This is a genomic window from Pseudarthrobacter sp. 1C304 (assembly GCF_052245515.1).
Lineage (GTDB): Bacteria > Actinomycetota > Actinomycetes > Actinomycetales > Micrococcaceae > Arthrobacter.
In genome coordinates this window covers 429,803-456,705 of record NZ_JBQQCH010000001.1, presented here as the reverse complement: position 1 = coordinate 456,705, position 26,903 = coordinate 429,803, and the positions used below count along the sequence as shown (strand labels likewise).

21 protein-coding genes are annotated in these 26,903 nt (G+C 67.8%); 6 read left to right on the top strand and 15 right to left on the bottom strand.

All coding sequences use genetic code 11. From position 1 onward, the window contains the following. Positions 1–29 precede the first annotated feature (29 nt). The 3 genes from ACTWQD_RS02160 to ACTWQD_RS02150 form a co-directional block, all read right to left on the bottom strand. A complete protein-coding gene (locus ACTWQD_RS02160; protein WP_443194553.1) occupies positions 30–2,795 on the bottom strand; it encodes an MGH1-like glycoside hydrolase domain-containing protein in 2,766 nt (921 codons plus the stop codon). Positions 2,796–3,109: 314 nt separating this feature from the next. Next, positions 3,110–4,312, bottom strand: a complete 1,203-nt coding sequence (locus ACTWQD_RS02155) for a fatty acid desaturase family protein (RefSeq protein ID WP_443194552.1) — start codon at positions 4,310–4,312, stop codon at positions 3,110–3,112. Between the two features lie 13 nt (positions 4,313–4,325). Then, positions 4,326–5,387: a ferredoxin reductase gene (locus tag ACTWQD_RS02150; RefSeq protein WP_443194551.1), complete on the bottom strand. Its 1,062-nt coding sequence runs from the start codon at positions 5,385–5,387 to the stop codon at positions 4,326–4,328. A 99-nt stretch (positions 5,388–5,486) separates the two neighbouring features. Between ACTWQD_RS02150 and ACTWQD_RS02145 the strand changes: the two genes are divergently transcribed. Beyond that, positions 5,487–6,704 carry a PucR family transcriptional regulator gene (locus tag ACTWQD_RS02145; protein WP_443194550.1) on the top strand — a complete coding sequence of 406 codons (1,218 nt, stop codon included), beginning with the start codon at positions 5,487–5,489 and terminating at the stop codon, positions 6,702–6,704. 66 nt (positions 6,705–6,770) lie between these two features. On the opposite strand, the gene ACTWQD_RS02140 is transcribed toward ACTWQD_RS02145, so the two are convergent. Both ACTWQD_RS02140 and ACTWQD_RS02135 read right to left on the bottom strand, forming a co-directional pair. Beyond that, positions 6,771–8,186, bottom strand: coding sequence for a GAF domain-containing serine/threonine-protein kinase (locus tag ACTWQD_RS02140; RefSeq protein WP_443194549.1), 1,416 nt, complete (start codon positions 8,184–8,186; stop codon positions 6,771–6,773). Between the two features lie 180 nt (positions 8,187–8,366). Next, a complete protein-coding gene (locus tag ACTWQD_RS02135) occupies positions 8,367–9,980 on the bottom strand; it encodes a peptide chain release factor 3 (RefSeq protein ID WP_443194548.1) in 1,614 nt (537 codons plus the stop codon). A 419-nt stretch (positions 9,981–10,399) separates the two neighbouring features. Here ACTWQD_RS02135 and disA point away from each other — a divergent pair, with 419 nt between their 5' ends. Then, on the top strand, positions 10,400–11,476 hold the full coding sequence (gene disA / locus ACTWQD_RS02130) for a DNA integrity scanning diadenylate cyclase DisA (protein ID WP_443194547.1): 1,077 nt from the start codon (positions 10,400–10,402) through the stop codon (positions 11,474–11,476). A 182-nt stretch (positions 11,477–11,658) separates the two neighbouring features. Here disA and ACTWQD_RS02125 read toward each other — a convergent pair whose 3' ends face one another. Then, complete coding sequence (locus tag ACTWQD_RS02125; RefSeq protein WP_443194546.1) at positions 11,659–12,273, bottom strand: hypothetical protein; 615 nt, start codon at positions 12,271–12,273, stop codon at positions 11,659–11,661. 408 nt (positions 12,274–12,681) lie between these two features. On the opposite strand from ACTWQD_RS02125, the gene ACTWQD_RS02120 reads away from it, so the two are divergent. Then, a complete protein-coding gene (locus ACTWQD_RS02120; protein ID WP_443194545.1) occupies positions 12,682–13,518 on the top strand; it encodes an A/G-specific adenine glycosylase in 837 nt (278 codons plus the stop codon). A gap of 27 nt (positions 13,519–13,545) precedes the next feature. Here ACTWQD_RS02120 and dhaM read toward each other — a convergent pair whose 3' ends face one another. The 9 genes from dhaM to lysS all read right to left on the bottom strand — a co-directional run bounded on the left by dhaM (position 13,546) and on the right by lysS (position 24,182). Continuing rightward, positions 13,546–14,220, bottom strand: coding sequence for a dihydroxyacetone kinase phosphoryl donor subunit DhaM (dhaM, locus tag ACTWQD_RS02115; protein WP_443194544.1), 675 nt, complete (start codon positions 14,218–14,220; stop codon positions 13,546–13,548). After that, positions 14,217–14,843, bottom strand: a complete 627-nt coding sequence (gene dhaL / locus ACTWQD_RS02110) for a dihydroxyacetone kinase subunit DhaL (RefSeq protein ID WP_443194543.1) — start codon at positions 14,841–14,843, stop codon at positions 14,217–14,219. Before dhaL ends, dhaM begins: the two co-directional genes overlap by 4 nt. A 2-nt stretch (positions 14,844–14,845) precedes the next feature. Beyond that, positions 14,846–15,847 (bottom strand): dihydroxyacetone kinase subunit DhaK, encoded by a 1,002-nt coding sequence (gene dhaK / locus ACTWQD_RS02105; RefSeq protein ID WP_443194542.1) that lies wholly within the window; start codon positions 15,845–15,847, stop codon positions 14,846–14,848. 476 nt (positions 15,848–16,323) lie between these two features. Next, positions 16,324–16,833, bottom strand: a complete 510-nt coding sequence (locus ACTWQD_RS02100) for an amino-acid N-acetyltransferase (protein ID WP_443194541.1) — start codon at positions 16,831–16,833, stop codon at positions 16,324–16,326. 96 nt (positions 16,834–16,929) lie between these two features. Beyond that, positions 16,930–19,050 (bottom strand): prolyl oligopeptidase family serine peptidase, encoded by a 2,121-nt coding sequence (locus ACTWQD_RS02095; protein ID WP_443194540.1) that lies wholly within the window; start codon positions 19,048–19,050, stop codon positions 16,930–16,932. A gap of 152 nt (positions 19,051–19,202) precedes the next feature. After that, complete coding sequence (locus ACTWQD_RS02090; RefSeq protein ID WP_443194539.1) at positions 19,203–21,695, bottom strand: ATP-dependent Clp protease ATP-binding subunit; 2,493 nt, start codon at positions 21,693–21,695, stop codon at positions 19,203–19,205. 299 nt (positions 21,696–21,994) lie between these two features. Then, the gene (locus tag ACTWQD_RS02085; protein WP_443194538.1) at positions 21,995–22,321 is read right to left on the bottom strand and encodes a histone-like nucleoid-structuring protein Lsr2; all 327 of its coding nucleotides are present in this window, start codon (positions 22,319–22,321) and stop codon (positions 21,995–21,997) included. A 137-nt stretch (positions 22,322–22,458) separates the two neighbouring features. Next, positions 22,459–22,647, bottom strand: a complete 189-nt coding sequence (locus ACTWQD_RS02080; protein ID WP_443194537.1) for a hypothetical protein — start codon at positions 22,645–22,647, stop codon at positions 22,459–22,461. 2 nt (positions 22,648–22,649) lie between these two features. Continuing rightward, positions 22,650–24,182 (bottom strand): lysine--tRNA ligase, encoded by a 1,533-nt coding sequence (lysS, locus tag ACTWQD_RS02075; protein ID WP_443194536.1) that lies wholly within the window; start codon positions 24,180–24,182, stop codon positions 22,650–22,652. 142 nt (positions 24,183–24,324) lie between these two features. Here lysS and ACTWQD_RS02070 point away from each other — a divergent pair, with 142 nt between their 5' ends. The 3 genes from ACTWQD_RS02070 to ACTWQD_RS02060 all read left to right on the top strand — a co-directional run bounded on the left by ACTWQD_RS02070 (position 24,325) and on the right by ACTWQD_RS02060 (position 26,847). Continuing rightward, complete coding sequence (locus ACTWQD_RS02070) at positions 24,325–25,278, top strand: alpha/beta fold hydrolase (RefSeq protein WP_443194535.1); 954 nt, start codon at positions 24,325–24,327, stop codon at positions 25,276–25,278. Positions 25,279–25,325: 47 nt separating this feature from the next. After that, positions 25,326–25,952, top strand: a complete 627-nt coding sequence (locus ACTWQD_RS02065) for a thymidine kinase (RefSeq protein ID WP_443194534.1) — start codon at positions 25,326–25,328, stop codon at positions 25,950–25,952. A 61-nt stretch (positions 25,953–26,013) separates the two neighbouring features. Beyond that, positions 26,014–26,847 carry an alpha/beta fold hydrolase gene (locus ACTWQD_RS02060; RefSeq protein WP_443194533.1) on the top strand — a complete coding sequence of 278 codons (834 nt, stop codon included), beginning with the start codon at positions 26,014–26,016 and terminating at the stop codon, positions 26,845–26,847. Positions 26,848–26,903: the final 56 nt, after the last annotated feature.

Here is a 26,903-nt window from a genome sequence, read left to right as displayed (position 1 = left end):
TCCTGGATCTCCGGGCACGGGCCGTGCCCTTAGTCTCGTTGGACATGGGTTTCCGGCCCCGTTTCCGGCGGTCCTGTCGTGGTGGTTGGTTCCGGGTTGTCCTGGAACACCATCCGGTAACTGTGGCGGGGTGGATCGAGGAGGAGCTCCGCGACCAGCGCGGTCCACCCCGTCTGGTGCATGGCGCCGAGTCCGGCCCCGTTGTCGCCGTGGAAGTACTCATAGAACAGCAGGTTGTCCCTCCACGCTGGATCGTCCTGCAACATTTCGACGCCGCCATAAACCGGTCTGCGTCCGTCCGGCCCGGGGAGCCAAATGCTCACCAGCCGATCGGTGAGGTCACCGGCAATCTCCCGCAGGGTCAGGTAGTGCCCGGAGCGGGTGGGGTATTCGACGGTGAAGTCGGGACCGAAGAACTGGTCGTACTGCAGCAGGGCCCGGATAATGAGGTAGTTGACCGGCAACCACACCGGTCCCCGCCAGTTGGAATTGCCGCCGTACATCGAGGTCCGCGATTCGGCTGGTTCGTACTGGATGGCAGCGGCGGGCAACCCCGGAACCGTGTAGGGCGTGTTGTGCCGCTTCGAGAGCGATCGCAGGCCATGGGGAGACAGGAATGCCTCCTCGTCGAACAAGGTGCCAAAGAGCCGAACGAGCTTGTCCATCGGCAGGACCGACAGCAGCGTCCGCCGGGAGTTCCCGGTGCCACGAACCTGCCAGTCGAGGATCTCGTGCCGATCTGTCTGTTCCAGCCGGAGGGCGAACCGCTTCCGCAGCCGGCGGTTCCGGTCCGTGTCCTGGGTTGGGAGCGCGACCGCGGGCAGCGCCGGGATCAACCCGACGAGGGTCTGAACCTTGATCGAGACGCTGGTCCCGGAGGGGTCGGTGAGCCGGTCGTAGAAGAAGCCGTCCTCAACGTCATAGCAGCCTGAATCCTCCAGCGCGTCCATGATCAGTACGGTCTGTTCCAGGAATTTCACCACCATGTCGTCGTAGACGTCGTCATGTTCGGCGAGTTTGGTGGCCAGGGTGAGCATAGCCACGGAGTAGTACGCCATCCACGCGGTGCCGTCGGCCTGGTCCAGCTTGAACCCCGGCGGCAGGTGGGAGCGGTCGACCGGGCTGATGTTGTCCAACCCCAAAAAGCCGCCGCCGAAGAGGTTGTTCCCGTCCGGGTCCTGTCGGTTGAGCCACCAGGTGAAATTCAGCAGCAGCTTGTTGAACACCCGTTTCAGGAATTTTAGGTCGGTGCCGCCGTCGATGACGAACACCCGGATGGCGGCCAGCGCATGAACGGGCGGATTGACATCGTCGAAGCTCCACTCATAAGACGGGAGCGCACCGTTCGGATGCTGGAACCACTCCCGAAGGAGCACCATCAGCTGGTATTTGGCGAACGCGGGATCCAGGTGCGCCCAAGTGACGGCGTGAAACGCCAGGTCCCAGGCCGCGAACCACGGATACTCCCACGGGTCGGGCATGGCAAGCACGTCGAACGAGTCCAGGTGCCGCCACCCCGAGTTCCGGCCGTTGCGATGCCCGGCCGGCGGCGCCGGCTCGGTGGGGTCGCCATCCAACCACCGGTTGACCCGATACGGGTACATCTGCTTGCTCCAGACCAGCCCCGCGCAGGCCTGCCGCATCACCTGCATCGCCCCGGCGCCGGTCCCGGCAGGGGCGATCGCCGCGTAGAACTCGTCCGCTTCCCGTTCCCGGTCCCTCATGACGTCGTCGAAATAGGAGCCGGACCAGCCGGCCGGGGTTGGGGTCGGGTCCGGGACCGGCCGGTGGAGCCGCAGCCGCAGCTCGACCTTCCCTCCGCCCGGCACGCTCACCTGATACCACCAGGCTGCCTTTGTTCCCTCATGCTGCGGATTCACGGTCGCCGCGCCGGAGACCACGTGATCGTTGATGCCGTCCTTCGGGTAGGCGGTGATTGGAGCCGCCCCGAACAGCCGGCCCGTGTTCGTCTCGTTGTCGCAAAACAACGCCTGCGGCCGGACGCCCTCCCTGGTGGGAGCGGCGTCGAGCCGGTATCCGGACAGCCGCGGGTGCTCGACGGCGACCCCGTCCCCGTCCAGGAACAACGACGGCGCCTCGTCACCCGAAACCCGCCACGTGTTGCGGAACCACATGGTAGGCAACACCGAAAGCACCGATTCCTCGGACGAATGGTTTTCGATGGTGATCCGGGCCAGGACCTCGGTCGGTGAAGCCTTCGCGTACGCGACGTCCACGGACCAATAGCGGCCGCCGTCGAAGACACCGGTATCCAGCAACTCGAACTCGGGTTCATCCCGGGACCGACGGGCATTCTCCTCGATCAACTGCTGATACGGAAACGCTGCCTGCGGGTAGTGGTATCTCCACCGCAGCCATGCATGGCTGGGCAACGCGTCCGGGTACCACCAGTATTCCTTGACGTCCTCCCCGTGATTGCCCTGCGGGCCGGTCAGCCCGAACATCCGCTCCTTCAGGATCGGATCGGCCCCGTTCCACAGCGCCAGCCCCAGGCACAGGTCATGGTGAATGTCGGACAGCCCCGCCATGCCGTCCTCGTTCCACCGGAACGCGCGGGACCGGGCATGATCATGCGGAAAATACCCCCATGCGTCGCCACTGTCGCTGTAGTCCTCCCGCACCGTGCCCCAGGCCCGCTCAGAGAGGTACGGCCCCCACTCGTACCAAGGATTCGCCTCGAACAGGACATCCTCCGCCGCTCCCGTGGCCTCAGCCAGCCGGGCGTGTTCAGCGGTTACACCCCGGGAAGCCGCGGGCGGCGTCGTGTCGGTCATGACGTCCTCTCAGGAAGCGCTGACGGCCGAACCTCTCAGGACATGCCCGGATTGCGGCCCAGAACTGGTCCCGTCGACCTTCAACGACACCACGCACCACGCCGGGTGTGCCCATCTAGGCCGATAGTACCAAGCGGCACATCGCCCCGGTCACCCCGGAGCAACAATTCACCTGTCGTTCACGTCGTCGAATTACTGGGCTTCTGCGGCCGAGGATGGGCGTGACGGTCCCGCCCGGGCACGCAAAAGGGGCGCCTGCCGCGATGGCAGACGCCCCTTTTGTCAAACATTCAGACCGGCTTGGGTACCGGCGTTTAGGCCTTCTTCGGCGGAAGCGCCAGCTTGAAGACCTTGGCCCAGGTGGAGCCGACCTGCTTCCACATGGGACCGGTGGTGTACGGCAGCCCGTAGCGCTTGCAGATTTCCTGCACCTTGGGAGCCACCTCGGCATAGCGGTTGGACGGAATGTCCGGGAAGAGGTGGTGCTCGATCTGGTGCGACAGGTTGCCGGTCATCAGGTGCATGAACTTGGACCCGGAGATGTTGGCCGAGCCGATCATCTGCCGGACGTACCAGTCGCCGCGGGTCTCGCCTTCCACCATTTCCTCGGTGAAGGTGTCCGTGCCCTCGGGGAAGTGTCCGCAGAAAATCACGGCGTGCGCCCACACGTTGCGGATCGCATTGGCGGTCAGCGTGCCGTAGAGCGCCTGCTTGCCGGAGCCGGTCAGCATGGCGACGGCGGGAGTGGCGGCGTAGTCCTTGGTGAACTGCGTGAGGGCCTTCCGGCCGAGGGCCTTGAGGTCCTTGACCAGGGCTTCCTTGGACTTCTTTCCCTCCCTGAACTCGGTGAGCTCAAGATCGTAGATCGCGATGCCCCACTCGAAGACCGGTGCCAGGAGGGCGTTGTAGAGGGGGTTGCCCAGGTTGAACGGCTTCCACTCCTGCTGGGGATCCATCCGCAGCAGGTTATACCCGACGTCGTTGTCCTTGCCGACGACGTTCGTCCAGCGGTGGTGCAGGTCGTTGTGGGTGTGCTGCCAGGACCGTGCCGGGGTCACGAAGTCCCATTCCCAGGTGGTGGAGTGGATGTCCGGGTCGCGCATCCAGTCCCACTGGCCGTGCAGGATGTTGTGCCCCAGCTCCATGTTTTCCAGGATCTTGGCGAGGCTGAGCAGCGTGGTGCCGGTGGCCCAGGCCGCCTTGTTCTTGCTGACCAGCAGCGCGGCGCGGCCCGAGATTTCCAGTCCGCGCTGGATCTTGATCATCCGGCGGATGTAGTCGGCGTCGGCCGAGCCGCGCTTGGCGAGGACGCCGTCCTTGATGGCGTCCAGTTCGCGGCCCAGCTCGGCGACCTGCTCGTCGGAGAGGTGCGCGGCGGCCGGCGGCCGGACGGTAGGGCTGCCGGTCTCGGCCAGGGCACCGCGCCGCGTCTTCACGGCAGCGGGCACCTGGGCAGAGTCATTGGCGCTCTGGGGTGCTTCTTCGGAAACATCAGGCTTGTCGGAAATTATCGTCATGCGGTGGTACTCCTCAGAGGTCGAGGTTCACGGGTCCGGCGGCTGCCGAAACGCACGTCTGGATTAATTGGCCGGGCTCGCCGTGGACTTCATCCGTGCGCAAGTCACGGACCTGGCCAGCCCGGAGGGGGATAAGGCAGCTGTGGCAGATGCCCATGCGGCAGCCGCTGGGCATCAGGATGCCGGCGTCCTCGCCGACGTCGAGAAGCGGGGTGTCGCCGTCGGCTTCCACTTCGCGGTCCGACGCCTCGAACGTGACCAGGCCGCCGTCGTGCCCTTCCCCGCCGGCGAGCTTGGTGCTGAAGCGCTCAATGGTGAGCGAGGGCTCGGCGGCTGCGGTCTCCGCATCCCAGAGCGCCTCGGCGTCGTCCAGGAAGCTTTCGGGCCCGCAGGCGTAGGCGGCGCGCTGGCGCCAGTCCGGGCAGAGCTGTTCCAGCCCGGCCGCCGAACTGAAGTCCAGCCGGCCGCGTTCGCCGGTGAACCAGTGGATGACGCGGAAGTTGGGAAACTGGTCCGCCAGTTCGGCCAGTTCTTCGCGGAAGATGGCGTCCGCCGGGGTCCGGGCCGTGTGGATCAGGACGACGTCGGAGTCCGGCCGGTGCGGGACCAGCGTGCGGATCATCGACATGACCGGGGTGATGCCGCTGCCGGCAGTGAGCATCAGCAGGGGCCGCGGATGCTCCGGGAGGACGAAATCACCCTGCGGCGGCGCCAGGAAGAGCACATCGCCGGGTTTGGTGTTGCGCACCAGGGTTCCGGAGACGGCACCCATGTCACTGACAGTGATGGCCGGGTCCTCCCCGGCGGGGGCGCTGAGCGAGTACGACCGCCAGTGGCGGACACCGTCGAGCTCGACGCCTATACGGGCCCACTGGCCGGCAAGATGTGCTTGCCAGCCGCGGCCGGGACGGAAAAAAATGGTGGCGGAATCGGCCGTTTCTGGAACCACCCGGGTCACTACGCCGCGCAACTGGCGGGCAGAAAACACAGGGTTGAACAGCGACAGAATGTCTTCTGGAGCTAGGGGGGTGGTCAGTAGAGATGCGGCGCGCGCCAGCTTACGGAGCCGGATCATTTATCAATCCTATGTCAGTCAGGGTCATACTTCTTCACCCAAGGCATACGATTGAACATAACAAACTATCTCTCCGCAATAACTTTTGGAATCAGTCTTATGAACGTTAAGCCGAGCAGCACCCCCGACTCCCCCGCCTACGACCCCCCGTGGCTGGCGCTCCCCCGCGAAGTCAGCGACGTGCTCCGGCCCATGATGCCGGGCATCGTCGAGGCGATCATCGACGCCGTCCCGCAGCTGGTGCCGGCCTACGCCAGGCCAATTGAAGGCCGCTTCGGGCGGGGGCTGCGCCGCGGCGTGGCAGCCGCGCTGGACCGCTTCCTGCAGCTGCCGGCTACCCGGCTGCCGGCACTTTCCGAGGAAAGCCGGCAACTCGTGGCGGGGCTCGGAAGCGGCGAATTCCGCCAGGGCCGCAGCATGGATGCGCTGCTGAGCGCCTACCGGATGGGCGCCCGGGTGACCTTCCGCGAGATGTCCAGGGTCTCCGTGGAGCACCATCTGGGGCAGAGTGTGGTGGTGGACCTGGGTGAATCGATCCTGGCCTACATCGACGAGCTGTCCGCCGTGAGCGCCGAGGCGTATGCCTTTGAACAGTCCGAACGGGCTGGGGCGGTGGACCGCCGCCGGACCGAACTGCTTGACCTGCTTCTGCGCGGCCAGGCAGATGAAGCGGCCCTGCGCCAGAAGGCGGCGATGGCGGACTGGTCCCTGCCGCAGCGCATGGCGGTGGTGACGCTGCCGGTGGACCGGTCTGCGGGGCTGCGTCTCCGGCTGGGGCCGGGAACACTGGTCATCGAACGCGAAACCGACGCCGTCGCCCTGGTCCCGGCGCGGAAGACCAAGTCGGCGCGGGCGGATCTCGATAAGGCGCTGCGCGGCCGCGGGGCAGCCGTGGGACCGGCCGGAGGCTGGGAGAAAGTTCCTGATCGCTGCGCCTGGCGGTGCTCGCGGCCTCGGTGCTGCCGCCCCGGGAGGGCCCGGACGACCCGCCCGTCTGGGCCGACGAGCACCTGGCCGAAGTGGTCCTGGGCTCGGAACCGTCCGCCATCACCGAACTGGCCAACCGCCGGCTGGCACCCCTGGAAGGCCTGCGGCCGGCCCAGCGGGAGCGGCTGGCGGAGACCTTACTGTCCTGGCTGCGCCACTGGGGCCAGCGCGCGCCGGTCGCCGCAGAGCTCGGGATCCACCCGCAGACCGTGGGCTACCGGGCGGCGCAGCTGCGGGAGCTGTTCGGCGAAGCACTGGAGGATCCCAAGGCGCGGTTTGAGCTGGAACTGGCGCTCCACGCCGGCCGGCGTTAAACAGCGCAGGCGTTAAACAGCGTAAGCGTTAAGCAGCGCAGGCGCAGAGCGGCCCGGCGCCCGCCGGACCGCGGCGGCTGCCTCAGCCGGCGATCGCCTCGCGGCTCTGCAGGCGCATCTCAAGGTCGTTCATGACAATTGCGGCCAGGTCCTCCAGCGTCCGGGTGTCCTCGGGGCTGAATTCCCGCGGTTCCCGGTCCAGGATGCAGAACGTGCCGAGGTTGTGGCCGTCCGGGGTGCGCAGCGGAACCCCGGCATAGAACTGCAGCCCGAACTCGCCGGCCACGAGCGGGTTGGCGAGTGTCCGCGCGTCCCGGGCCGCGTCCTCGATGATCCAGGGCCCGTCCTGCAGGATCGCCGAGGCGCAGAGCCCCGGGTCCCTGCCGATCTGCGTCACGTCGGTGCCGTGGTGGGCTTTGAACCAAATGCGGTCATGGTCAACGATGCTGACGATCGCCACCGGCACAGAGAACATCCTTGCCGCGAGCCGCGCTATCCGGTCGAAGGTGCCGTCCGCGGGAGTGTCGAGGATCCGGTAGCGCTCCACCGCGCGCATCCGGCCTTCCTCGTCGCTGGCGGCCGGGGCATTGTCCAGGCGGTGGCGGGCGGCACTGTTGATGACTTCCTGGCGCAGGGCCAGCGACACCTCCCGCGCTGCCGGGCGCTGCGCCGGGTCCCGGGCCAGCATGGAGGACAGCAGCGCAACCCACATGGGAGCGAGTTCCTCGGGGATCTGCGGGTCGTGGAGCAGCCGCGCGACGGCGGACTGGATGGGAGCGCCGGGGTAGGCCATCTTTCCGGTCAGCCCTTCGAGCAGCACAAGCCCCAGGGAGTACACGTCGCTGGACGGGCCCACCACGTTTCCGGCTGCCTGCTCCGGGCTGAGGTAGGCGGGTGTGCCGGAGGTTCCGCCTTCATCAGGCACCGGGCCGTTGCGGATGAAGACGGCGACGCCGAAATCGGTGAGCTTGGCCCGCGGGCGCCGGTCCTGGTTGCTGTAGTCCACCAGCAGGATGTTCGCGGGCTTGACGTCCCGGTGCACAATTCCGTGGTGGTGGATGTAGGAGAGCCCGTCGGCCAGGTCATAACCGATGTGGGCCATGTGCGCTGCAGAGAGCGGGCCCTGGGCGCCGCGGTGCCGCAGGTCCTGCCCGCCCACCAGTTCCATCACGAGGTACGTAAGAGGGTCGTTGGGGTCGCTCAGGTCCGCGCCGGCGTCGAAAAGCGCCACCAGGGCGTGGTGGCTCATTCCGGCCAGGATGCGGATTTCCTCGGTCTGCCGGCAGGTCTGTGCCAGGTCGCCGGCATTGTTCCGGAAAATCTTGACCGCCACATCGCGCTGGAGCAGTTCGTCATAAGCCTTGAACACGGTGGACTGGCTGCCCCTGCCAATGAGGTCCGTGATCCGGTAGCGCCCGCTCAGCAGGTAGCCGGGTTCCGCGCGCTGCCTCGGGCCGGCGGGCGGAGAAGCGGCCGGCCCGGAGATGAGCTCTGTCAAGTGGTGTACGTTGTCCCTCTAAGCGGGGTCCGCCGATGGTGCCGGGCAGATCAATCCAATGCCGGCGGTGGTGAAAATCCGGCGCCCGCAAAGTAGCAAGGTTACTTATGATACCGCGGAAAGCGGATTCAGGAAGACCCGCACCCGGCCGGCTCCCCGGCCGCACCGGCGTCCAGTGCGCTACTTGGCGGGGTTGTGCGTGCCGATCGGCAGCAGGGTCAGGTCCGGATGGTTCTTCTCGATCCGGCGCAGGGCCCACACGTCGTTGAACAGGGCGAGGTATTCGCCGTCGGACCGCAGCAGCACCTCGGCGCCGGGCACGTTGGCCAGCGCTGGCATGGCCTCCGCCGTCGAGATCCTGGCAATGGAATAGGGCAGGCGTTCCAGCCGCATCGGCGCGCTGAAATCGTGCGCCATGCGGTCTTCCACCACTTCGAACTGCATGGGCCCGACGGCGGCCAGCACCGGGGCCTGGTCGCCGCGGACGTCCGAGCGGAGAACCTGGATGACGCCCTCGTGCTCCAGCTGTTCGATGCCGCGGCGGAACTGCTTGAAGCGGCTGGGGTCCTTGGAGCGCGCCACCTGGAAGTGCTCCGGGGCGAACAACGGGATGGCAGGGAACTCCACCGGCTGGTCCAGGAACAGGCTGTCGCCCACCCGCAGCGAGGAGGCGTTGACCAGGCCCACGACGTCGCCCGGGAAGGCTTCGTCAATGACCTCGCGTTCCCGGCCGAAGACCTGCTGGGCGTATTTGGTGGCGAAGGACTTGCCGGTCCGGCCCTGGGTGACCACCATGCCGCGTTCGAAGACGCCGGAGCAGACCCGGATGAAGGCGACGTGGTCCCGGTGCGCCTTGTTCATGCCGGCCTGGACTTTGAACACGAACCCGGCGAAGGGCGCGTCGACGGGGCGCGGGGCACCGTCGACGTCGGGCCGCGGGGCGGCGGGCGGCGCGAAGTCCACCAAGGCGTCCAGGATCTCCTTCACCCCAAAGTTCAAGGCGGCGGAACTGAAGAGGATGGGTGTGGCTTTGCCCGCGTGGAAGGCGTCGACGTCGAACGCCAGGTTGGACTCGATGACCAGCCCGGCCTCGTCGACGGCGTTTGACCAGTCGTCGCCCTGGCTGGCGGCGGCTTCCTCCGGGGTGAAGTACTCGGTGAGGGCGATGTTGGCACCGGCGTTGTTGCGCTTGAACTGGGCGAACCGGTCGTTTCGCAGGTCCCAGACACCGCGGAAGTCACCGGAAATGCCAACGGCCCAGGTCAGCGGCATCGGCGCCAGGCCGGTGCGTTCGGTGATCTCGTCCATGAGGGCCAGCGCGTCGAGGCCCGGGCGGTCCCACTTGTTGATGACGGTGATGATGGGCAGGTTCCGCTGCTTGCAGACCTCGAAGAGCTTCATGGTCTGGGTTTCCAGGCCCTTGGCGGCGTCGACGAGCATCACGGCACAGTCGACGGCGGCCAGCACACGGTAGGTGTCCTCGGAGAAGTCGGCGTGGCCGGGGGTGTCCAGCAGGTTGATGACGGTGTCGCGGTAGGCGAACTGCAGGGCCGCGGAGCTGATGGAGATGCCGCGGTCCTTCTCCATCTGCATCCAGTCCGAGACCGTCTCCTTGCGGTTGGCCTTGCCGCTGGAGGCGCCGGCCGTGCCGATCACCTTCGCGTGCAGCGCGAGCGCCTCGGTCAGGGTGGACTTGCCGGCGTCGGGGTGCGAAATGACCGCGAAAGTCCGACGCCGGGCCGCCTGCTTGTGAATCTCCTGGACTCGGGCGGGGCTAAGGACTTCTTGAGACACGGTGCTACTTTCGCTGCTGCTTTGGAGTGGTTGGTGTGGGTGACGGGCCGTGGTGCGGCGCCGGGCGGCCGGTGAACCCACAGACTCCAAGTTTATCGCAGCCCGCGCCGCCGCTGCGAAGCGCGGCCCGGTCCAGAATCCCGGTCCGGGATTCCGGGCGGAATCCTGCAGGCAAAAGTGCGGTTTGGGACCGGCCCCACGAGAGCAGTCCGGAAGCGTCCGGGCGCATGCCGCAGTGGGCCACTTTGGGGCTTATCCGTGCGGAAGTTGGCCTGCTTTACCTCTACTATGGTGAAAGCGGGAAACCGAGTACTTTTGATCCTGCCGGCACCTTTGGAAAAACACAGGTAAAACACTGGAAAACCATTGGCACCCGGCGCACTTGCGGGTTGATGCCCGCACCTTTGAAGGGAATGTCTATGGCTCGGAGCCCTGAAGACGCACTTAAGGCGACTCTGGGCCGGGTGGCACCGGGCACCGCGCTCCGCGACGGGCTGGAGCGGATCCTCCGCGGGCGGACGGGCGCCCTGATCGTGCTGGGCATGGACCGGACCATCGAATCCATCTGTTCCGGCGGCTTCGACATCGGCATCGATTTCTCCCCCACCCGGCTGCGCGAACTGGCAAAAATGGACGGCGCCATCATCTGCGACAAGGACGCCAGCAACATCCTGCGCGCGGCCGTCCAGCTGGTGCCCGATTCCAGCATCGAAACCCAGGAATCCGGCACCCGGCACCGCACCGCCGAGCGGGTGGCCATTCAGACGGGCGTCCCGGTGATCTCGGTCAGCCAGTCCATGCAGATCATCGCCCTCTACGTGAACGGGCTGCGGCACGTCCTGGAGGGCTCGGAAAAGGTCCTCGCCCGCGCCAACCAGGCCCTGGCCACCCTGGAGCGCTACCGCTCCCGCCTCGACCAGGTGACCAGTTCCCTGTCCGCCCTGGAAATCGAGGCCATGGTGACGGTCCGCGATGTTGCCGTGACCCTGCAGCGCCAGGAAATGGTCCGGCGGATTTCCGAGGAAATCTCCCAGTACGTGCTGGAACTCGGCGAGGACGGCCGGCTGCTCTCCCTCCAGCTCGACGAGCTGACCGTCGGCCGGGGCCCCGGCAGCGACGTGATCATCCGCGACTACTCCGGCCCGGACGCCTCAGCCGAGGACATCGACCGGGCGGTGAAAGCACTGGTGAACCTGGGCCCCACGGAGCTTATTGACCTGGGCAAGATCGCCGGGATCGTCGGCTTCGCCGGGGGCGAGGCCAACCTGGACGCCGTAGTCCAGCCGCGCGGTTACCGGCTGCTTTCCGGCCTGAAGGCGGTGCCGAAGGCCGTCGCCGACCGCCTGGTGGACCACTTCGGCGGACTGCAGTTCCTGATGGCGGCCACGATCGATGACCTCATGACGGTCGACGGCATCGGCGACCAGCGGGCCAGGACGGTCCGGGAGGGCCTGAGCCGGATGGCCGAGGCAAGCCTGCTGGACCGCTTCCTCTGACGAGGCGAGGGGGCCGGTGGGCCCACGCCGGCAGGGTTCCCTGGCCGAGCTTGCGAGGCGAGGGGGCCGCTGGGCCCACGCCGGCAGGGTTCCCTGGCCGAGCTTGCGAGGCGAGGGGGCCGCTGGGCCCACGCCGGCAGGGTTCCCTGGCCGAGCTTGCGAGGCGAGGGGGCCGGTGGGGATCATTCGAGCTGGAACACGGCCTTGGGGCTGGTTTTGTCCGCCAGCCGCGCGGTGAACACGTAGTACGCCCCGCCTGCCCCGGGCTTGGCGTCGATCGGGGTGCAGCCCTGGACGGTGCGGTTCCGCTGCCACGGGAAGTTTGCGGTTTCACTTTGGCCCGGCGCGATGGTCTTGACCAGGTCGGTGGCGTCCGCCTGGCAGTCCGTGGAGGAAAAGATCCGGTCCGAGCCGCTGGTGACCAGGAATTCCATCTGCGACGTCCCCATATTGATCTCGCACGGGACCCGGTTGCCGTTGGTCACCTTGAGTGTCAGGAGCGGATTCTCGCCGGCCGCGTAGGCGGGCTTGTCCGTAGCGGCGGTGACGGTCACGAGGTTCCGCTCGCAGCCGTTGCCTTCCGGCGTGACCGACGGGGTGGCTGAAGGGGATGCTGTGGGTTCCGGGCCGACGGCGGGTCCCGATTCCTGCCCGGCCGGAGATGTTCCCCCGCCCGGGTCTGTCTGACCGCCGTTAAGAACGCTTGAGACGGCGGCAAATCCCCCGATGGCGACGGCAATGACGAGGAGCAGGGCGGCGCCCACGAACAGCCGGCGGCGGCGGTAAACGGGGCTCACCGGTTTCCGCGAAGGTTTGCGGACCGACTTCCGGGCAGGCTGGGGCGCCGGCTTGCGCGGGGACTTGCCCGCCGACGGGCCGGACCTGCCGCCCGCGGCGGAGCCGTTGCCGGATGCCCTTGACCCTCGGGATCCTGAATTGCCATGCGTGCCCATCCTTCTAGGCTAGAGAACCGGGCCGGGTATGCGGCCCTCCCACGCCGCAGGCGGACTGTGGCCCTCATCTATTAGGCTGAATCCATCAAAGCTCCCGCCGTTTCCCCCGCTTCCCCCGCCGCTGCCGCGCGCCGCCCGGCGGACCAGCCCGCACCCCTTCCGCTGTCCGCCATCCACGAGACCCTGGCCGGCTGGTTTGCAGCAAACGCCCGCGACCTTCCGTGGCGGGATGCAGACTGCACGCCGTGGGGTGTGCTGGTGAGCGAGGTCATGCTCCAGCAGACACCCGTGGTGCGGGTCCAGCCGGTCTGGGAGGAGTGGCTGCGGCGCTGGCCGGAGCCGTCCGACCTGGCCCGCGAGCCCTCCGGGGAAGCCGTCCGGGCCTGGGGCCGGCTGGGGTATCCCCGGCGCGCGCTCCGGCTGCATGCGGCCGCCGCCGCCATATGCGCCGGCCACGGCGGGAACGTCCCCGGAACGTACGCGGAACTCCTGGAGCTGCCGGGGGTGGGGAGCTACACGGCGGCGGCTGTCGCCGCCTTCGCCTTCGGACGCCGGGAAACAGTGGTGGACACCAACATCCGCCGGGTGCATGCACGCCTGTTCTCCGGCGCGGCCCTGCCGTCGCCGGCGCTGACCGCCGCGGAGATGCGCCTCGCCGCGGAGTCCCTGCCGGCCGGGCCCGGCCCTTCGGTCAGGTGGAACGCCGCCGTCATGGAACTCGGCGCCCTGGTGTGCACCGCGCGGGCACCGAAGTGCCGGGAATGCCCGGTCAGCGCCTCCTGCGCCTGGCTGGCCGCCGGCGAGCCGCCGCCCACGTACACGCCGAAGGGCCAGTCCTGGCACGGCACCGACCGCCAGGTGCGCGGTGCCGTCATGGCGGTGCTCCGCGAGGCCGAGTCGCCGGTGGCCCCGGAGTTGTTCCGGCAGCCTGCAGCGGACCTTGGCTTCGAACCGGCCGGGATCGGCATTCCGCTGGCCGCCCTGCACCGGCTCAATCCCGCCCCGGAGCAGCTGGAGCGGGCCCTGGCAGGGCTACTGGGCGACGGGCTGGCGGAACTGCATCCCGCAGGGTTCCGGCTTCCCGCCTGAGCCCGCCGCCACGGGCCGGGGCGGTCCCTAGGGTTCGCCGAAGCCCGCCGTGATCAGTTCGCGCAGGTAGTCCACAGCTTTGGCGGCATCCGGTCCGCTGGCCTCAACGTGCAGCACCGTACCCTTCACGGCGCCGAGCATCATCAGCTCCGTCATCGACGCACCGTCGGCGCCGTTGACGGTCACCTCGGCGTCCATGCCGGACAGCCCGCCGGCAATTTTCGCCGCCGGGCGGGCATGCATGCCGGCCTGGTTGATGAGCTCGAAGTCCCCCGCGGCCTCCGGGGGCAGGTGCCCGTGCGGGTGGGCAGGCGCGGCCGGAGGCCGGTACACAGCCTCCGCGGCCTCCTTCACACCCGCGGCGTCCGCTCCGGCCTGGGCGGCCACAGCCGCCGCGACCAGCCCTTCAACGAGGGGCGCGTCGGCGAGCAGCACAGAGGAGGGGTCCGCCAGGAATTCCACGGCGGATTCGGCCGTCATCACGGCCGAGCCCAGGTCCGTCAGGACCACTGTGCCGTCCGTGTTGGCATCTACCGCCTGTTCCAGCGCCCCCATGACCCGCTCGAGGCTGGTGCCGATCCGGCCGTCGTCGGTGCCCCCAGCCGCGAGGATAAGGACGTCGGGGGCCATCTGGGCCGCCAGCTCGACGGCGCCGTCGGCGATCTTTTCACTGTGGGAGACGACGACGAGCTTGACCGTCATCCGGCTGCCCCGACGGCGGCACGCAGGATCAGCGCGCTGGACACCGCGCCGGGATCCCGGTGCCCGATGCTCCGCTCCCCCAGATAGCTGGCGCGTCCCTTCCGGGCGAGCATGGGATCCGTCGAGACGGCGCCCGCCTCCGCAGCCTCCGCGGCGGCGACCAGGACCTTGTGCACATCGCTGTCCCCGGCGGCGGCTACTGCCGCGTCGACGGCCGGCGTCCAGGCATCAACCATCGTTTTGTCGCCGGATTCCGCCTTGCCGCGGGCCACAATGCCGTCCCTGGCGGCCTGGAGCGCCGCGGCCAGGGTAGCGGCGTCAATGTCGTCCGCATCGCCCAGCGCCGTGGCGGCCCGGAGGAACGCGGTGCCGTAGAGGGGGCCGGCGGCTCCGCCGACTTTGGACATCAGGGTCATCGCGGTCAGTTTGAGGGCCGCGCCCGCCGTATCCGGCGGCGCCTCCGAAATCTTGACCATCACGGCTTTGAAGCCGCGGTCCATGTTCTCGCCGTGGTCCGAATCGCCGATCGGCCGGTCCAGTTCGATGAGCTCTTCGCGGTGCTCGTCCATGGCCTCGGCGGACAGTGCCAGCCACCGCAGTGCCCACTGGACATCCAGCCCCACGGTCAGACGCCCCAGCGGAGGGCCGGGGTGTGGACCGGCGCATCCCAGAGCGCCGTCATCTCATCATCGAGGCGCAGGACGGTGATGGAGCAGCCCTGCATTTCGAGGGAGGTGATGTAGTTGCCCACCAGCGAGCGGGCCACGGTGATGCCCTTCCCGGCCAGCTGTTGCGCTGCCCGGCGGTAGACAATGTAGAGCTCGCTCTGCGGGGTGCCGCCCATGCCGTTGACGAACAGGAGCACCTTGTCCCCGGAGGCCAGGCCCAGGTCGCTCACCACCGGCTCCAGCAGGCGGTCGGTGATGCCGTCCGCGTTTTCCATGGCAATGCGGTGCCGGCCGGGTTCGCCGTGGATGCCGATGCCGATCTCTATTTCGTTTTCCTCAAGGACAAAGCTTGGCGCCCCCGCGTGCGGGACGGTGCAGGCGGTCAAAGCGACGCCCATGCTGCGCACGTTCTGGTTGACCCGGTCACCGACGGCGGCCACGGCGTCGAGGCTGTCCCCGCGTTCGGCGGCGGCACCGGCGATCTTCTCCACCAGGACTGTCCCGCCGACGCCCCGCCGCCCGGCGGTGTACAGCGAGTCCTCCACGGCGACGTCGTCGTTGACCAGCACGGTGCGGACGTCCACGCCTTCGGCCTGGGCCAACTCCGCGGCGGTCTCGAAGTTGAGCACGTCGCCGGTGTAGTTCTTGACGATATGCACGACGCCGGCGCCTGAGTTGACGGCGAGGGTGGCCGGAAGGATCTGGTCCGGCGTGGGCGAGGTGAAGACGGCGCCCGGCACCGCGGCGTCGAGCATTCCCATGCCGACGTAGCCGCCGTGCAGCGGCTCGTGGCCGCTGCCGCCGCCGGAGACGAGTCCGACCTTCCCGGCCACCGGCGCGTCTTTGCGCACGATGTAGGCGGGGTCCGCAAAGACGGTCACGAGGTCGGCATGGGCAAGCCCGAAGCCCTCCACTGACTCGTCAACCACGGCGCGGGGATCATTGATGAGTTTCTTCATGGCTGTGCTCCCTGGATGGTGTCCTGGCTGCTTGCTTAGACCCTACTACCGGGGCCTTGCCAGCGGTAGGCTCCGGTTTTCCAACCTCTCACGCGGAACTTGGGGTTCCCTCGGACGGTCGCCAACCCCCTGGATCCGGCGTGCCTCAACTTGTTTAGCCGCCCGGCGGGAAGCTCGGCCAGGCGTCGCTGCCCAGCCAGGAGAACGGCGGCGCGTTAAGCCGGCCCGGTTTGGTCCCTGCCCTCGGGCCCGGAACGGGCTGATGGCCCGGCGCCGGGCCTGCCGGCGGTTCTACCCGGCCACCGGGTACCCGGGTGCCCGCAGCCGGGACTGCAACAGTCATTTGGAATGCGGAGAAATCTGGAAAAATCACGCGATCGTGCAATTTCTTGCCTCCGGTGCTCGGGCGGTCCACCCCTGGACCGGAGCCAGTTTATCCATCAAGTTTATTGATGGGAAGGCCCGGCCTGCCCTATCTAGAGGGCCTTGATCATCCGGGTGTTGCCGAGGGTGTTGGGCTTGACCCGGGCCAGGTCCAGGAACTCCGCCACGCCTTCGTCGTGGGAGCGCAGCAGTTCCGAATAGACCACGGGGTCGACGGCGGTCTGGTCGGCCATGACTTCAAACCCGTGCTTCTTGAAGAAATCCACTTCGAAGGTCAGGCAGAACACGCGGGAAACGCCCAGCGCACGGGCTTCCTCCAGCAGCCGCTCCACCAGCAGGTGGCCCACGCCCTTCCCGCGCCAGCCGTCCGAAGCCGCGAGCGTGCGCACTTCAGCGAGGTCCTCCCACATGACATGCAGCGCTCCGCAGCCGATCACTTCGCCGTCGGGTGACTCGGCGATCCGGAACTCCTGCAGGCTTTCGTAGTAGGCCACCGTTTCCTTGGCCATGAGAATCCGCTGGTCGGCCAGGGGCGCCACAAGGGTTTTGATCGCCCCGACATCGCTGGTGCGGGCAGGGCGGATGCGGATTGTCTCAGTCACAGACCAATCCTACTGGCGGCACCGGCAGCGCTCCGGCCCGGGCCCGGCCCACCTGGCTGGCAGCAGTCCGCCAGCCAGGCGGGCCGGAAGCGGGGGCTAGAGGCCCAGTTCGGCCGGGACAGGCAGGTCTTTATCGAGCAGGTTCCTGGCGAGGAAGTGCTCGACGACGCCGTACCAGACCTTGGCGTGCTGGGGCTGCAGGATCCAGTGGTTCTCGTCCGGGAAGTAGAGGAACCGGTGCTCGGTCTCACCGTTCGCATCGGCGGCGAGCTGCGACTTGGAGAGGAGTTCGTACCAGAGGCGCAGGCCCTCGCCGATCGGAACGCGGTAGTCCTTGTCGCCGTGGATCACGAGCATGGGGGTGCTGATGTTTTCCACGTGCAGGTGCGGAGAGTTCTCCAGCGCCATGTCCGCCGTCATTTCCTTGAGCCAGTACTGCGCGGCGTCCGTGGTGGGGCCGAACTGGTCCAGGGCCCACAGGCTGGCGTGGGTGACGATGGCCTTGAACCGGCCGGTCTGCCCGGCCACCCAGTTGGCCATGTAGCCGCCAAAGGAGCCGCCCATGGCAGCCGTGCGGGTCTCGTCGATGTCCGGCCGCTGCACAACGGCGTCGGTGATGGCCATCAGGTCGGTGAAGGGGGCCTTGCCCCATTCGCCCCAGCCGCGCTGGATGTGGTGCTGGCCGTAGCCGGTGGAAAGTGCCGGGTCCGGCAGCAGCACGGCGTAGCCCCGGGCCACCAGCAGCCAAGGGTTCCAGCGCCAGGTCCAGGCGTTCCACGAGCCCAGGGGGCCGCCGTGGATCCAGAGCAGCAGCGGTGCCGGGTTCCCTGCGGTGGCGCCTTCGGGCAGCGCCAGGTACGCCGGCACGCGGGTTCCGTCGGCCGCCGTGGTCTCCACCCGCTCCAGTGAGCCCTGGTAGCGGGGGCGCTCGGCGGGGGCGGGGAGCCGGACGACGCCGCCGGCGAGGTCGATCCGCACCGCTTCGGCCGGGAACTCGTAGGAGCTGCGCAGCGCGTAGGCCGTTTTTCCGTCGGGGGCAACCACCACGTCGGTGTAGGCGGAGTCGTCCGGGGTCAGGCGGACCACCTGCCCGGTTCCCCTGTCTGCGCCCACGCTGATCCGGAAGACCGGCGAGGCGCCGTCCTCGTCGGCGGTGGCTAGCACGGCCGAGCCGTCCGGGAGCCACGCGGCGGGCCGCGGCCAGCGGTCCCAGTCGTGCGCGAGGGGCGTCAGGGCGGATCCGGCGCCGGGCACGCCGCCGGACACGTCCAGCAGGTGCAGCTTGACCTGCGGCGCGGACGCCGGGGTGGTCTCGCTCTCGCTTACCACCACCAGGGTCCGGTTGTCCGGGCTGACCGGGCCGGGGAAGTAGCTCATGCCCTCGGTGTCCAGCAGGACCCTGCGGGTGCCGGTGGCTACGTCGATCGCGACCAGGACGGACCGGGAATCGGCGCGGGCCAGCGGTTTGCTGAAGCTGGTGTAGATGGTGGCCCCGTCCGGGCTGACCACGGCGTCGGCGTCGCGGAGCCCGCTCCCGGCGTCGGGCGTCAGGTTGCGGAGCTTCAGCGGCGCCGCGGCGTCCACGGTTGCGGGCTTGCCGGGTTCCGGATCCGGGCCCGGTTCGACGGCGAAAAGCCTCGGCTGGGCGGGGCCCAGGTCCGCGTCCCAGTAGCGGACGGGGTAGCCGCTGTGCAGGATGGCGGCGACTTTGTTGTCCTTGCGCGCCTTGCGGCGTTCCTCGTCGCTGTCCTCGTCGGTCGAACCCGCCAGCACAGAGGCGTTGACGAAGAGGGCGCCGGTGTCCTTGGCGGCCAGCAGCCCACTGACTCCGCCGGCGCGGGTGAGCACAACGCGTGCCTCGCCGCCGTCCACGGGCAGCATCCACAGCGCGTTCACGGGGTCCGCGTCGGGGGTTTCCGGGTCGGGGCGGGCGGAGGTGAAGTACAGGTCGCCGCTGGCGGCGAACACGGCCCCCGCTTCGCCTTTCGCGCTGCGGGTGATCCGGCGGGCCTGTTTGCGCCCTTCCGGATCCAGCTCCCACAGGGCGGTGCCGTACTCGGTGCCCTTGGCGTTGAGGGTGGCTACCGTGGTGACCAGCCGCCTGCCGTCGGGACTCAGCGCCAGGCCGCTGACCCTCGGGATGGCGAGGTAGTGGTCCAGGTCGTGGAAGGGTGTTTCGGGGTTTTCGCCCAGGGTCTCTGAATCGGTGGAAGACATGCACCGATTCAACACCCCCTGTGTACTGGATCACACCGATTTCACCGACAGTGAAACACTGCTTTCACACTGTCCGGGTGCCGGGCCCACAGCAAAGGCCCCGCCTCCCTTCCGGGAAGACGGGGCCTTCAGCATCGCGCCCAGGCGGGCGGTTAGACGCTCGGAGCGATTTCCGGGATGCGCGGCTTCGCGTTGCCGGCGAAGGTGAACTTGGCGTCGTCGCCTTCGCCGTCCACATCCACTACAACAATGTCGCCGGCGTGGAGTTCGCCGAAGAGGATCTTCTCGGAGAGCTGGTCCTCGATCTCGCGCTGGATGGTCCGGCGCAGCGGCCGGGCACCCATGGCGGGGTCGTAGCCGCGGGTCGCCAGGAGCACCTTGGCCGCGGGCGTGAGCTCGATGCCCATGTCCTTGTCCTTGAGGCGCTTCTCCAGACGGGCGACAAACATGTCCACGATCTCGATGATCTCGTCCTGGGTCAGCTGCGGGAAGACCACAACGTCGTCAACACGGTTCAGGAACTCGGGACGGAAGTGCTGCTTGAGCTCCTCCGTAACGCGGGCCCGCATCCGGTTGTAGCCGGTCTGCGTGTCCGTGCCGGACTGGAAGCCGGTGGCAACGCTCTTGGAGATGTCCCGGGTGCCGAGGTTGGTGGTCATGATGATCACGGTGTTCTTGAAGTCCACCACGCGGCCCTGGGAGTCGGTCAGGCGGCCGTCTTCCAGGATCTGCAGCAGCGAGTTGAAGAGGTCGGCGTGCGCCTTCTCCACTTCGTCGAACAGGACCACGGAGAACGGACGGCGGCGGACCTTCTCGGTCAGCTGCCCGCCTTCCTCGTAGCCCACATAGCCCGGAGGGGCACCGAAGAGGCGCGACACCGTGTGCTTCTCCGAGTACTCGGACATATCCAGGGTGATCAGGGCGTCCTCCTCGCCGAAGAGGAATTCGGCCAGCGCCTTGGCGAGTTCGGTCTTGCCGACGCCGGTGGGGCCGGCGAAGATGAACGAACCGCCCGGACGCTTGGGGTCCTTCAGGCCGGCACGGGTGCGGCGGATCGCCTGGGACAGGGACTTGATGGCCTCGTTCTGGCCGACGACGCGCTTGTGCAGCTCGTCTTCCATCTTCAGCAGCCGCGAGGATTCTTCCTCGGTCAGCTTGAAGACCGGAATGCCGGTGGAGTTCGCCAGCACTTCGGCGATCAGGTCCTCGTCAACCTCGGAGATGTCGTCCATGCCGCCGGTCTTCCACTGGCGTTCCTTCTCGGCACGCTCGGCAATGAGCTTCTGCTCCTTGTCGCGCAGCGAGGCGGCGCCTTCGAAGTCCTGCGCGTCAATCGCGGATTCCTTCTCCAGCTTCATGGCGGCGATCTTCTCGTCCATGACCTTGAGCTCCGGCGGGGCGGTCATCCGGCGGATGCGCAGCCGTGCGCCAGCCTCATCGATCAGGTCGATGGCCTTGTCCGGCAGGAAGCGGTCCGAGATGTAGCGCTCGGAGAGGCTGGCCGCCGAGGCCAGGGCGCCGTCGGTGATGGTGACGCGGTGGTGCGCCTCGTACCGGTCACGGAGGCCCTTGAGGATCTCGATCGCGTGGGCGACGGAGGGCTCCTTGACCTGGATCGGCTGGAAGCGGCGTTCCAGGGCAGCATCCTTCTCGATGTGCTTGCGGTACTCGTCCAGCGTGGTGGCCCCAATGGTCTGGAGCTCGCCGCGGGCCAGCATGGGCTTGAGGATCGACGCGGCGTCGATGGCACCCTCGGCGGCACCGGCACCCACCAGGGTGTGGATTTCATCGATGAACAGGATGATGTCGCCGCGGGTGCGGATCTCCTTGAGGACCTTCTTGAGGCGCTCTTCGAAGTCGCCGCGGTAGCGGGAACCGGCCACGAGGGACCCGAGGTCCAGCGTGTACAGCTGCTTGTCCTTGATGGTTTCCGGAACATCGCCGCGGACAATCGCCTGGGCGAGGCCTTCGACGACGGCGGTCTTGCCGACGCCGGGCTCGCCGATCAGCACGGGGTTGTTCTTGGTGCGGCGGGACAGGACCTGCATGACGCGTTCCATTTCGGATTCGCGCCCAATGACGGGGTCCAGTTTGTTCTCGCGCGCGGCCTGGGTCAGGTTCCGGCCGAACTGGTCCAGGACGACGGAACCGGCAGGAGTGCCTTCGGCCTGGCCGGGGCCCACGCCTGCTCCGGTGGTTTCCTTGCCCTGGTAGCCCGAGAGCAGCTGGATGACCTGCTGACGGACACGGTTGAGGTCTGCGCCGAGCTTGACCAGCACCTGGGCGGCTACACCTTCACCCTCGCGGATGAGGCCGAGCAGGATGTGCTCGGTGCCGATGTAGTTGTGTCCCAGCTGCAGGGCCTCGCGGAGCGAGAGTTCCAGAACCTTCTTGGCGCGCGGGGTGAAGGGGATATGCCCGGACGGGGCCTGCTGGCCCTGGCCGATGATCTCCTGCACCTGTTCGCGGACGCCGTCGAGCGAAATGCTCAAGGACTCAAGGGCTTTGGCCGCAACACCTTCACCTTCATGGATCAGACCCAAGAGGATGTGTTCGGTACCAATGTAATTGTGGTTCAGCATGCGTGCCTCTTCTTGGGCAAGCACAACTACGCGACGGGCACGGTCCGTAAATCGCTCAAACATTTCGCCACACTCCTAGCTACGACGTACTTTGAATGCTACGTGGCCGGGTTCCGGATTTGGGGCTTGTTCGCCACAGGGGAAACCGGGACGTCTTGCCGGTGTTCCGTCAGCGCCCCTGACGGCGCGTGCTGCGGCCCGGGGCGGCGTCCGGACACCGGGTGCTGGAACGCCGCGCATCACCCCGGCGGGTCCGCCGTCGCACTTCGGGCGGATACGACAATGCCCCCGCCGGACAGCGGGGGCATTAAGTCGCAATGCGCCGGGGGCACGACTTCGACGCGGCGCTCCTGGTGCGCGGGCTAGGAATTGGCCTTTTGGTAGGCTTCCTGAATTTCTGCCTGAATGCGGCCGCGGCTGTTTACTGCATAGCCGTTATCGCGGGCCCACTGCCGGATCTGGGCGGAGTCCTGATTCCGGCCAGAGGAAATCTTGGTGCGCGTTGCCCGGCCGCTGGAAGTCTTGCGTGCGTGGGCGGTAAAACGCTCGACGGCGGAGCGGAGTTCTGCTGCGTTGCCCGATGACAGGTCGATTTCGTAGCTGACGCCGTCAAGGCCGAACCGGACGGTCTCGTCCGCGGTTCCCCCATCCAGATCATCGACGAGGATGATTTTTACTTTCTGTGCCATTAAAGACTCTCTTTCCAAATGGATGAGTTTTTAGGAAAAGCAGGATGTATCTGGTTAAAAGTATCCTCTGCTTTAAGGCAGCGAGTCAAAGCGAAAAAGAGTTTCCAAAGGAAAACCCAAGGCGGAATAGCCCGCTATTAGTTCTGGCCGCTGGAATGGCCGTCGCGGCGGGGGGTATCCGCTCCGGGGGCATTTCCTTCGGCTTCCGCCTGGGCGCGCGCCTCGGCCTGGCGCTCCGATTTGTCGGCATTGAATATCGATTTCATGGCGAACCAGAAGATCAGGCCCACCACCACGGAGGGCAGCAATACCGCGATGTACTCCATGGTCAGTGTCCCTCGGGCTTGAGCAGCGGGAACAGGATGGTTTCGCGGATGCCGGCACCGGTGAAGAGCATGACCAGCCGGTCGATACCCAGGCCGATCCCGCCCATGGGCGGGGCGCCGTATTCGAGGGCGCGGAGGAAGTCGTCGTCCAGCTGCATGGCCTCGACGTCGCCCGCGGCGGAGCGCCGGGACTGCTCGGTAAGCCGTTCACGCTGGATCACCGGGTCAATGAGCTCCGAGAACGCCGTACCGCGCTCCATGCCGCCGATGATCAGGTCCCAGGCCTCGATCAACCGGCCATCCTCGCGGTGCTGGCGGGCCAGCGGCTGCGCGGAGGGCGGGTAGTCGTAGACGAAGGTGGGGTTCAGGAGAGTCGGTTCCACCAGCTCGCCGAAGAGTTCCACCGCAAGCTTCTCGGCGTCCCAGCTGGCGTCCACCTTCACCTCGTGCTTGGCGGCCAGCGCCAGCAGTTCCGCGGCGGGGGTGTCCGGCGTGACTTCCTGGCCCACAAAGTCGGACAGGCCCGGGTAGACCGCCATCCAGGCCCAGTCGCCGTCGAGGTTGATCTCCCCGGCTTCGGTCTGCAGCACGCGGCCCACTCCGGCTGCGTCCGCGGCGTCGAGGATGATTTCCTTGATCCGGTCCGCCATCACGAACTGGTCGGCCCAGGCCTCATAGCTTTCCAGGGTGGTGAATTCCGGGCTGTGCGTGGAGTCCACGCCCTCATTGCGGAATACACGGCCCATGTCGTAGACGCGGTCGATGCCGCCGACGACGGTGCGCTTGAGGTACAGCTCGGTGGCGATCCGCAGGGTCATCTTCTGGTCGAACGCATTCATGTGCGTCTCGAAGGGGCGGGCCGTGGCGCCTCCGTGGACCAGCTGCAGCATGGGGGTCTCCACCTCCACGTAGCCCTGGCGGTGCAGGGTCTCGCGGATGGACCGTGTGATCGCGGCGCGGGTGTACACCATTTCGCGGGCTTCGTCGCGGACGATCAGGTCCACGTAGCGCTGGCGGACGCGGGTCTCCTCATTGAGCCCGGCATGCAGCACCGGCAGCGGGCGCAGCGCCTTGGACGCCATGGTCCAGGACTCGGCCATGACGGACAGTTCACCGCGCCGGGAGGAGATGACCTCGCCCTTGATAAAGACGTGGTCGCCCAGGTCCACCAGGGCCTTCCAGTCGGCGAGCGCCTCCTCGCCGACGTTGGCCAGGCTCAACATGACCTGGAGCCGGACGGCTTTGCCGTCAACACCGCCCTCCTGGAGCGTGGCGAAGCACAGCTTGCCGGTGTTGCGGATGAAGACAATGCGGCCGGTCACACCGACGACGGCGCCGGTGGTCTCGTCAGCCTGCAGGTGCGCGTACTTTTCGCGGATTTCGCCGAGGGAATGTGTGCGTTCAACACCCACCGGATACGCCTCGACGCCGCGCTCGATCAGCTTGGCGCGCTTTTCCATGCGGATGCGCGTCTGTTCGCTGGCGTCGTGGGAGTCGGCGGCGGTGTGCGGGGCGGAGGTGTTTTGGGAAGTCACAATCCCCAAGTTTACCGGGGATTCCCCCGGGGCAGGTCCGGCCCGGGTTCCCGCACGGCCCAGCACCCCGGAGCGGGCACCAGGATCCTGGCGCCAAACACCTGGCACCAGGAAGCACACACTGCGGAATAGACTCGAGGCTGTGGAGACGCGGACCATCAGCACCGACGACGGCGAGGGGCACTTGGAGCTGCACTCCTTCCGCCCGGCCGCGGGACCGGCCCCGGGACTGGCACCGGCACTGGCACCGGCACAGGCACCGCCTTCGGCGCGTGCAGCGGAGGCGCCCGGCATCGTCGTCGTGCATGGAACCCTGGTCACCGACGCGCTGTACCGCCCGTTTGCGCGAAAGATCAGCCGCCTCCTGGGCCGCCCGGTGCACTGCTACAACCGGCGCGGACGGGCCGGGTCCTCCCCGCAGCCGGCCGGCTATTCGGCGGTCTCGGAGGTCAGCGATCTCGCCGCCGTGCTGCGGGAGACCGGGTCGACCGACGTGGTGGCCCACAGCTATGGCGGCTTTGTGGCCCTGCAGGCGGCGCGGACGGTGCCGATCCGCCGGATGGTGACCTATGACGCGGCCGTGTCCCTCTCCGGCAGCCTCACCCGTCGCTGGCGGCCCGAGCTGGAGCGTTCGGTGGCCGCGGGCCAGCTGGATGAGGCCTGGGCGCACCTGGTCCAGGGCCTTGAGACGGCGGGGCCGGTGTCCAAGCTCCCGCTGGGTGCGCTGCGGATGCTCAGCATCGTCTCGGCGCGCACCAGCGTGGGCGCCGAGATGCGCGAGCTGCTGCCCACCGCCGTCGCGGAGATGCGGGCCGTGCTGGACGCCGACGCCGACCTCGCCGACTTCGCGTCCGTGACCACCCCCACGCTGATGCTAAGCGGCGGGTGGAGTCCCGAGTACTTCGCCGAAACCGGCCGGCAGCTCGCTGCCGCAGTACCGTCCATCGAGTTCGCGGTCCTTCCGGGGCAGCTTCACGAAAGCCCGCTCCGGCCCGGGATCCGGCTGCCCCGGGCCGCCGCGCGGTTCCTCCTCGCGGACGAAGGAATCCTGCACCCACTCCCGGCGCGCAGGCACCGGCCGAAGCTGGGCCGCTGAGGGGCGCGCCTTTACAATCGGTGGGCGACCCTTTCGAAAGGACCCCCTTGGCCAAGCTCTACTTCCGCTACGGCGCGATGAACTCCGGCAAGTCGACGGGCCTCCTGCAGGCCGCCTTCAACTATGAGGAACGCGGCCAGCGGGTCCTGCTGGCCAAGCCGGACGTGGACACCAAGGGCGACGCCGACGTCGTGTCCCGGCTGGGCATGACCCGTTCGGTGGATTTCCTAATCCCGGCCGGGGCCTCCGCCCGCGACCTGTTCACGGCCCAGGCCCATGGGGATGACCCCGACGCCCTGCTGGAACACGTAGACACCCAGCCGGTGGCGTGCCTGCTGGTGGATGAGGCGCAGTTCCTTGAGCCGGCCCAGGTGGACGACCTGTTCCGGATCGCCGTGCTGGACAACGTCCCGGTGCTGGCCTACGGCATCCGCACGGACTTCCGCACCCGGGCGTTCCCCGGTTCACTGCGCCTGCTGGAGATCGCGCACACCCTTGAAGAGCTCAAGACCATCTGCCGCTGCGGCCGCAAAGCCATCTTCAACACCCGCCGCTCAGGCGACGCAGTAGTGTTCGACGGCGACCAGGTCGCGATCGACGGCCAGGACGTCTGGTACGAGTCCCTGTGCGGCTCCTGCTACCTTGAGGTGTCCGGCGGGCGGCTGGGCGGCTGACCGCCCGCGGGCGCCCGGATTCCTACTACGCCGTAGCTGCCGCCTCGGCTAGGCTCGGGGCATGACCCGCGAGAACATCAGAACCCCCGACGGCGGAACGATAGAGCTTTTCAGCACGGGTGCCGAGCTGGCCTCGGCGGGCTCCGGCGTCGTCGTCGTTGCGGCCTCCATGGTGACCGCCGCCGACTACACCCGTTTCGCCCAGAAACTGAGCGCCTCCCTGGGGCGCCCGGTGCACACGTTCAACCGGCGCGGCCGCGGCTCCTCCTCCCCGCAGCCGGAGGACTACACCCTCGACGTGGACATCAGGGACCTCGACGCGGTCATGAAGCACACGTCCAGCACGGACGTTTTCGGGCACAGCTTCGGCGGCGCCGTGGCCCTACACGCCGCCCGCACCCTCCCGGTGGAGCGCCTGGCCGTGTACGACCCCGCCGTCTCCGTGAACCACAGCGTCACCGCGGACTGGACCAGCGACTATGAGAAGGCGACGGCGGCCGGGGACGACGACCGTGCCCTCGCCGTCCTGCTCCGGGGCCTGGAGACGGGCAGCGCCGTGTCCCGCATGCCGCTGTCCATGCTGACCCTGGCGAACAAACTGTCCGCCGGCACACCGCTGGGCAAGCAGATGCGCGAGCTAATGACCACCGGAGTCCGGGAAATCAAGGCGATTATCGCCGCCGACATGCCGGCCGAGCCGTTCCTGGAACTGCCGCTGGAGACGCTGATCATTGTCGGCGAGAAGAGCCCGGCCTACTTCGGCGTGGCCTGCGCCCAGATCCACGAGGTGCTCTCCGGGTCGAGCTACACCATCCTGCCGGGCATGGGGCACGACGGCGTCAACAAGGCGCCGGACAAGCTCATCACCGCGCTCAGCGAGTTCTTCGCCAGCTAGCAACACCACAAACAACGCGGGGTCAGTTGGCGTCCATCCGGAGGTCCGGGATGGGC

Coding starts and splice junctions, on each gene's coding strand:
- ACTWQD_RS02150 (WP_443194551.1), bottom strand. CDS start 5,387: ATGATCCGGCTCCGTAAGCTGGCGCGCGCCGCATCTCTACTGACCACC.
- ACTWQD_RS02145 (WP_443194550.1), top strand. CDS start 5,487: ATGAACGTTAAGCCGAGCAGCACCCCCGACTCCCCCGCCTACGACCCC.
- ACTWQD_RS02090 (WP_443194539.1), bottom strand. CDS start 21,695: ATGTTTGAGCGATTTACGGACCGTGCCCGTCGCGTAGTTGTGCTTGCC.
- ACTWQD_RS02085 (WP_443194538.1), bottom strand. CDS start 22,321: ATGGCACAGAAAGTAAAAATCATCCTCGTCGATGATCTGGATGGGGGA.
- ACTWQD_RS02095 (WP_443194540.1), bottom strand. CDS start 19,050: ATGTCTTCCACCGATTCAGAGACCCTGGGCGAAAACCCCGAAACACCC.
- ACTWQD_RS02160 (WP_443194553.1), bottom strand. CDS start 2,795: ATGACCGACACGACGCCGCCCGCGGCTTCCCGGGGTGTAACCGCTGAA.
- disA (WP_443194547.1), top strand. CDS start 10,400: ATGGCTCGGAGCCCTGAAGACGCACTTAAGGCGACTCTGGGCCGGGTG.
- ACTWQD_RS02060 (WP_443194533.1), top strand. CDS start 26,014: ATGACCCGCGAGAACATCAGAACCCCCGACGGCGGAACGATAGAGCTT.
- ACTWQD_RS02080 (WP_443194537.1), bottom strand. CDS start 22,647: ATGGAGTACATCGCGGTATTGCTGCCCTCCGTGGTGGTGGGCCTGATC.
- dhaM (WP_443194544.1), bottom strand. CDS start 14,220: ATGACGGTCAAGCTCGTCGTCGTCTCCCACAGTGAAAAGATCGCCGAC.
- dhaK (WP_443194542.1), bottom strand. CDS start 15,847: ATGAAGAAACTCATCAATGATCCCCGCGCCGTGGTTGACGAGTCAGTG.
- ACTWQD_RS02155 (WP_443194552.1), bottom strand. CDS start 4,312: ATGACGATAATTTCCGACAAGCCTGATGTTTCCGAAGAAGCACCCCAG.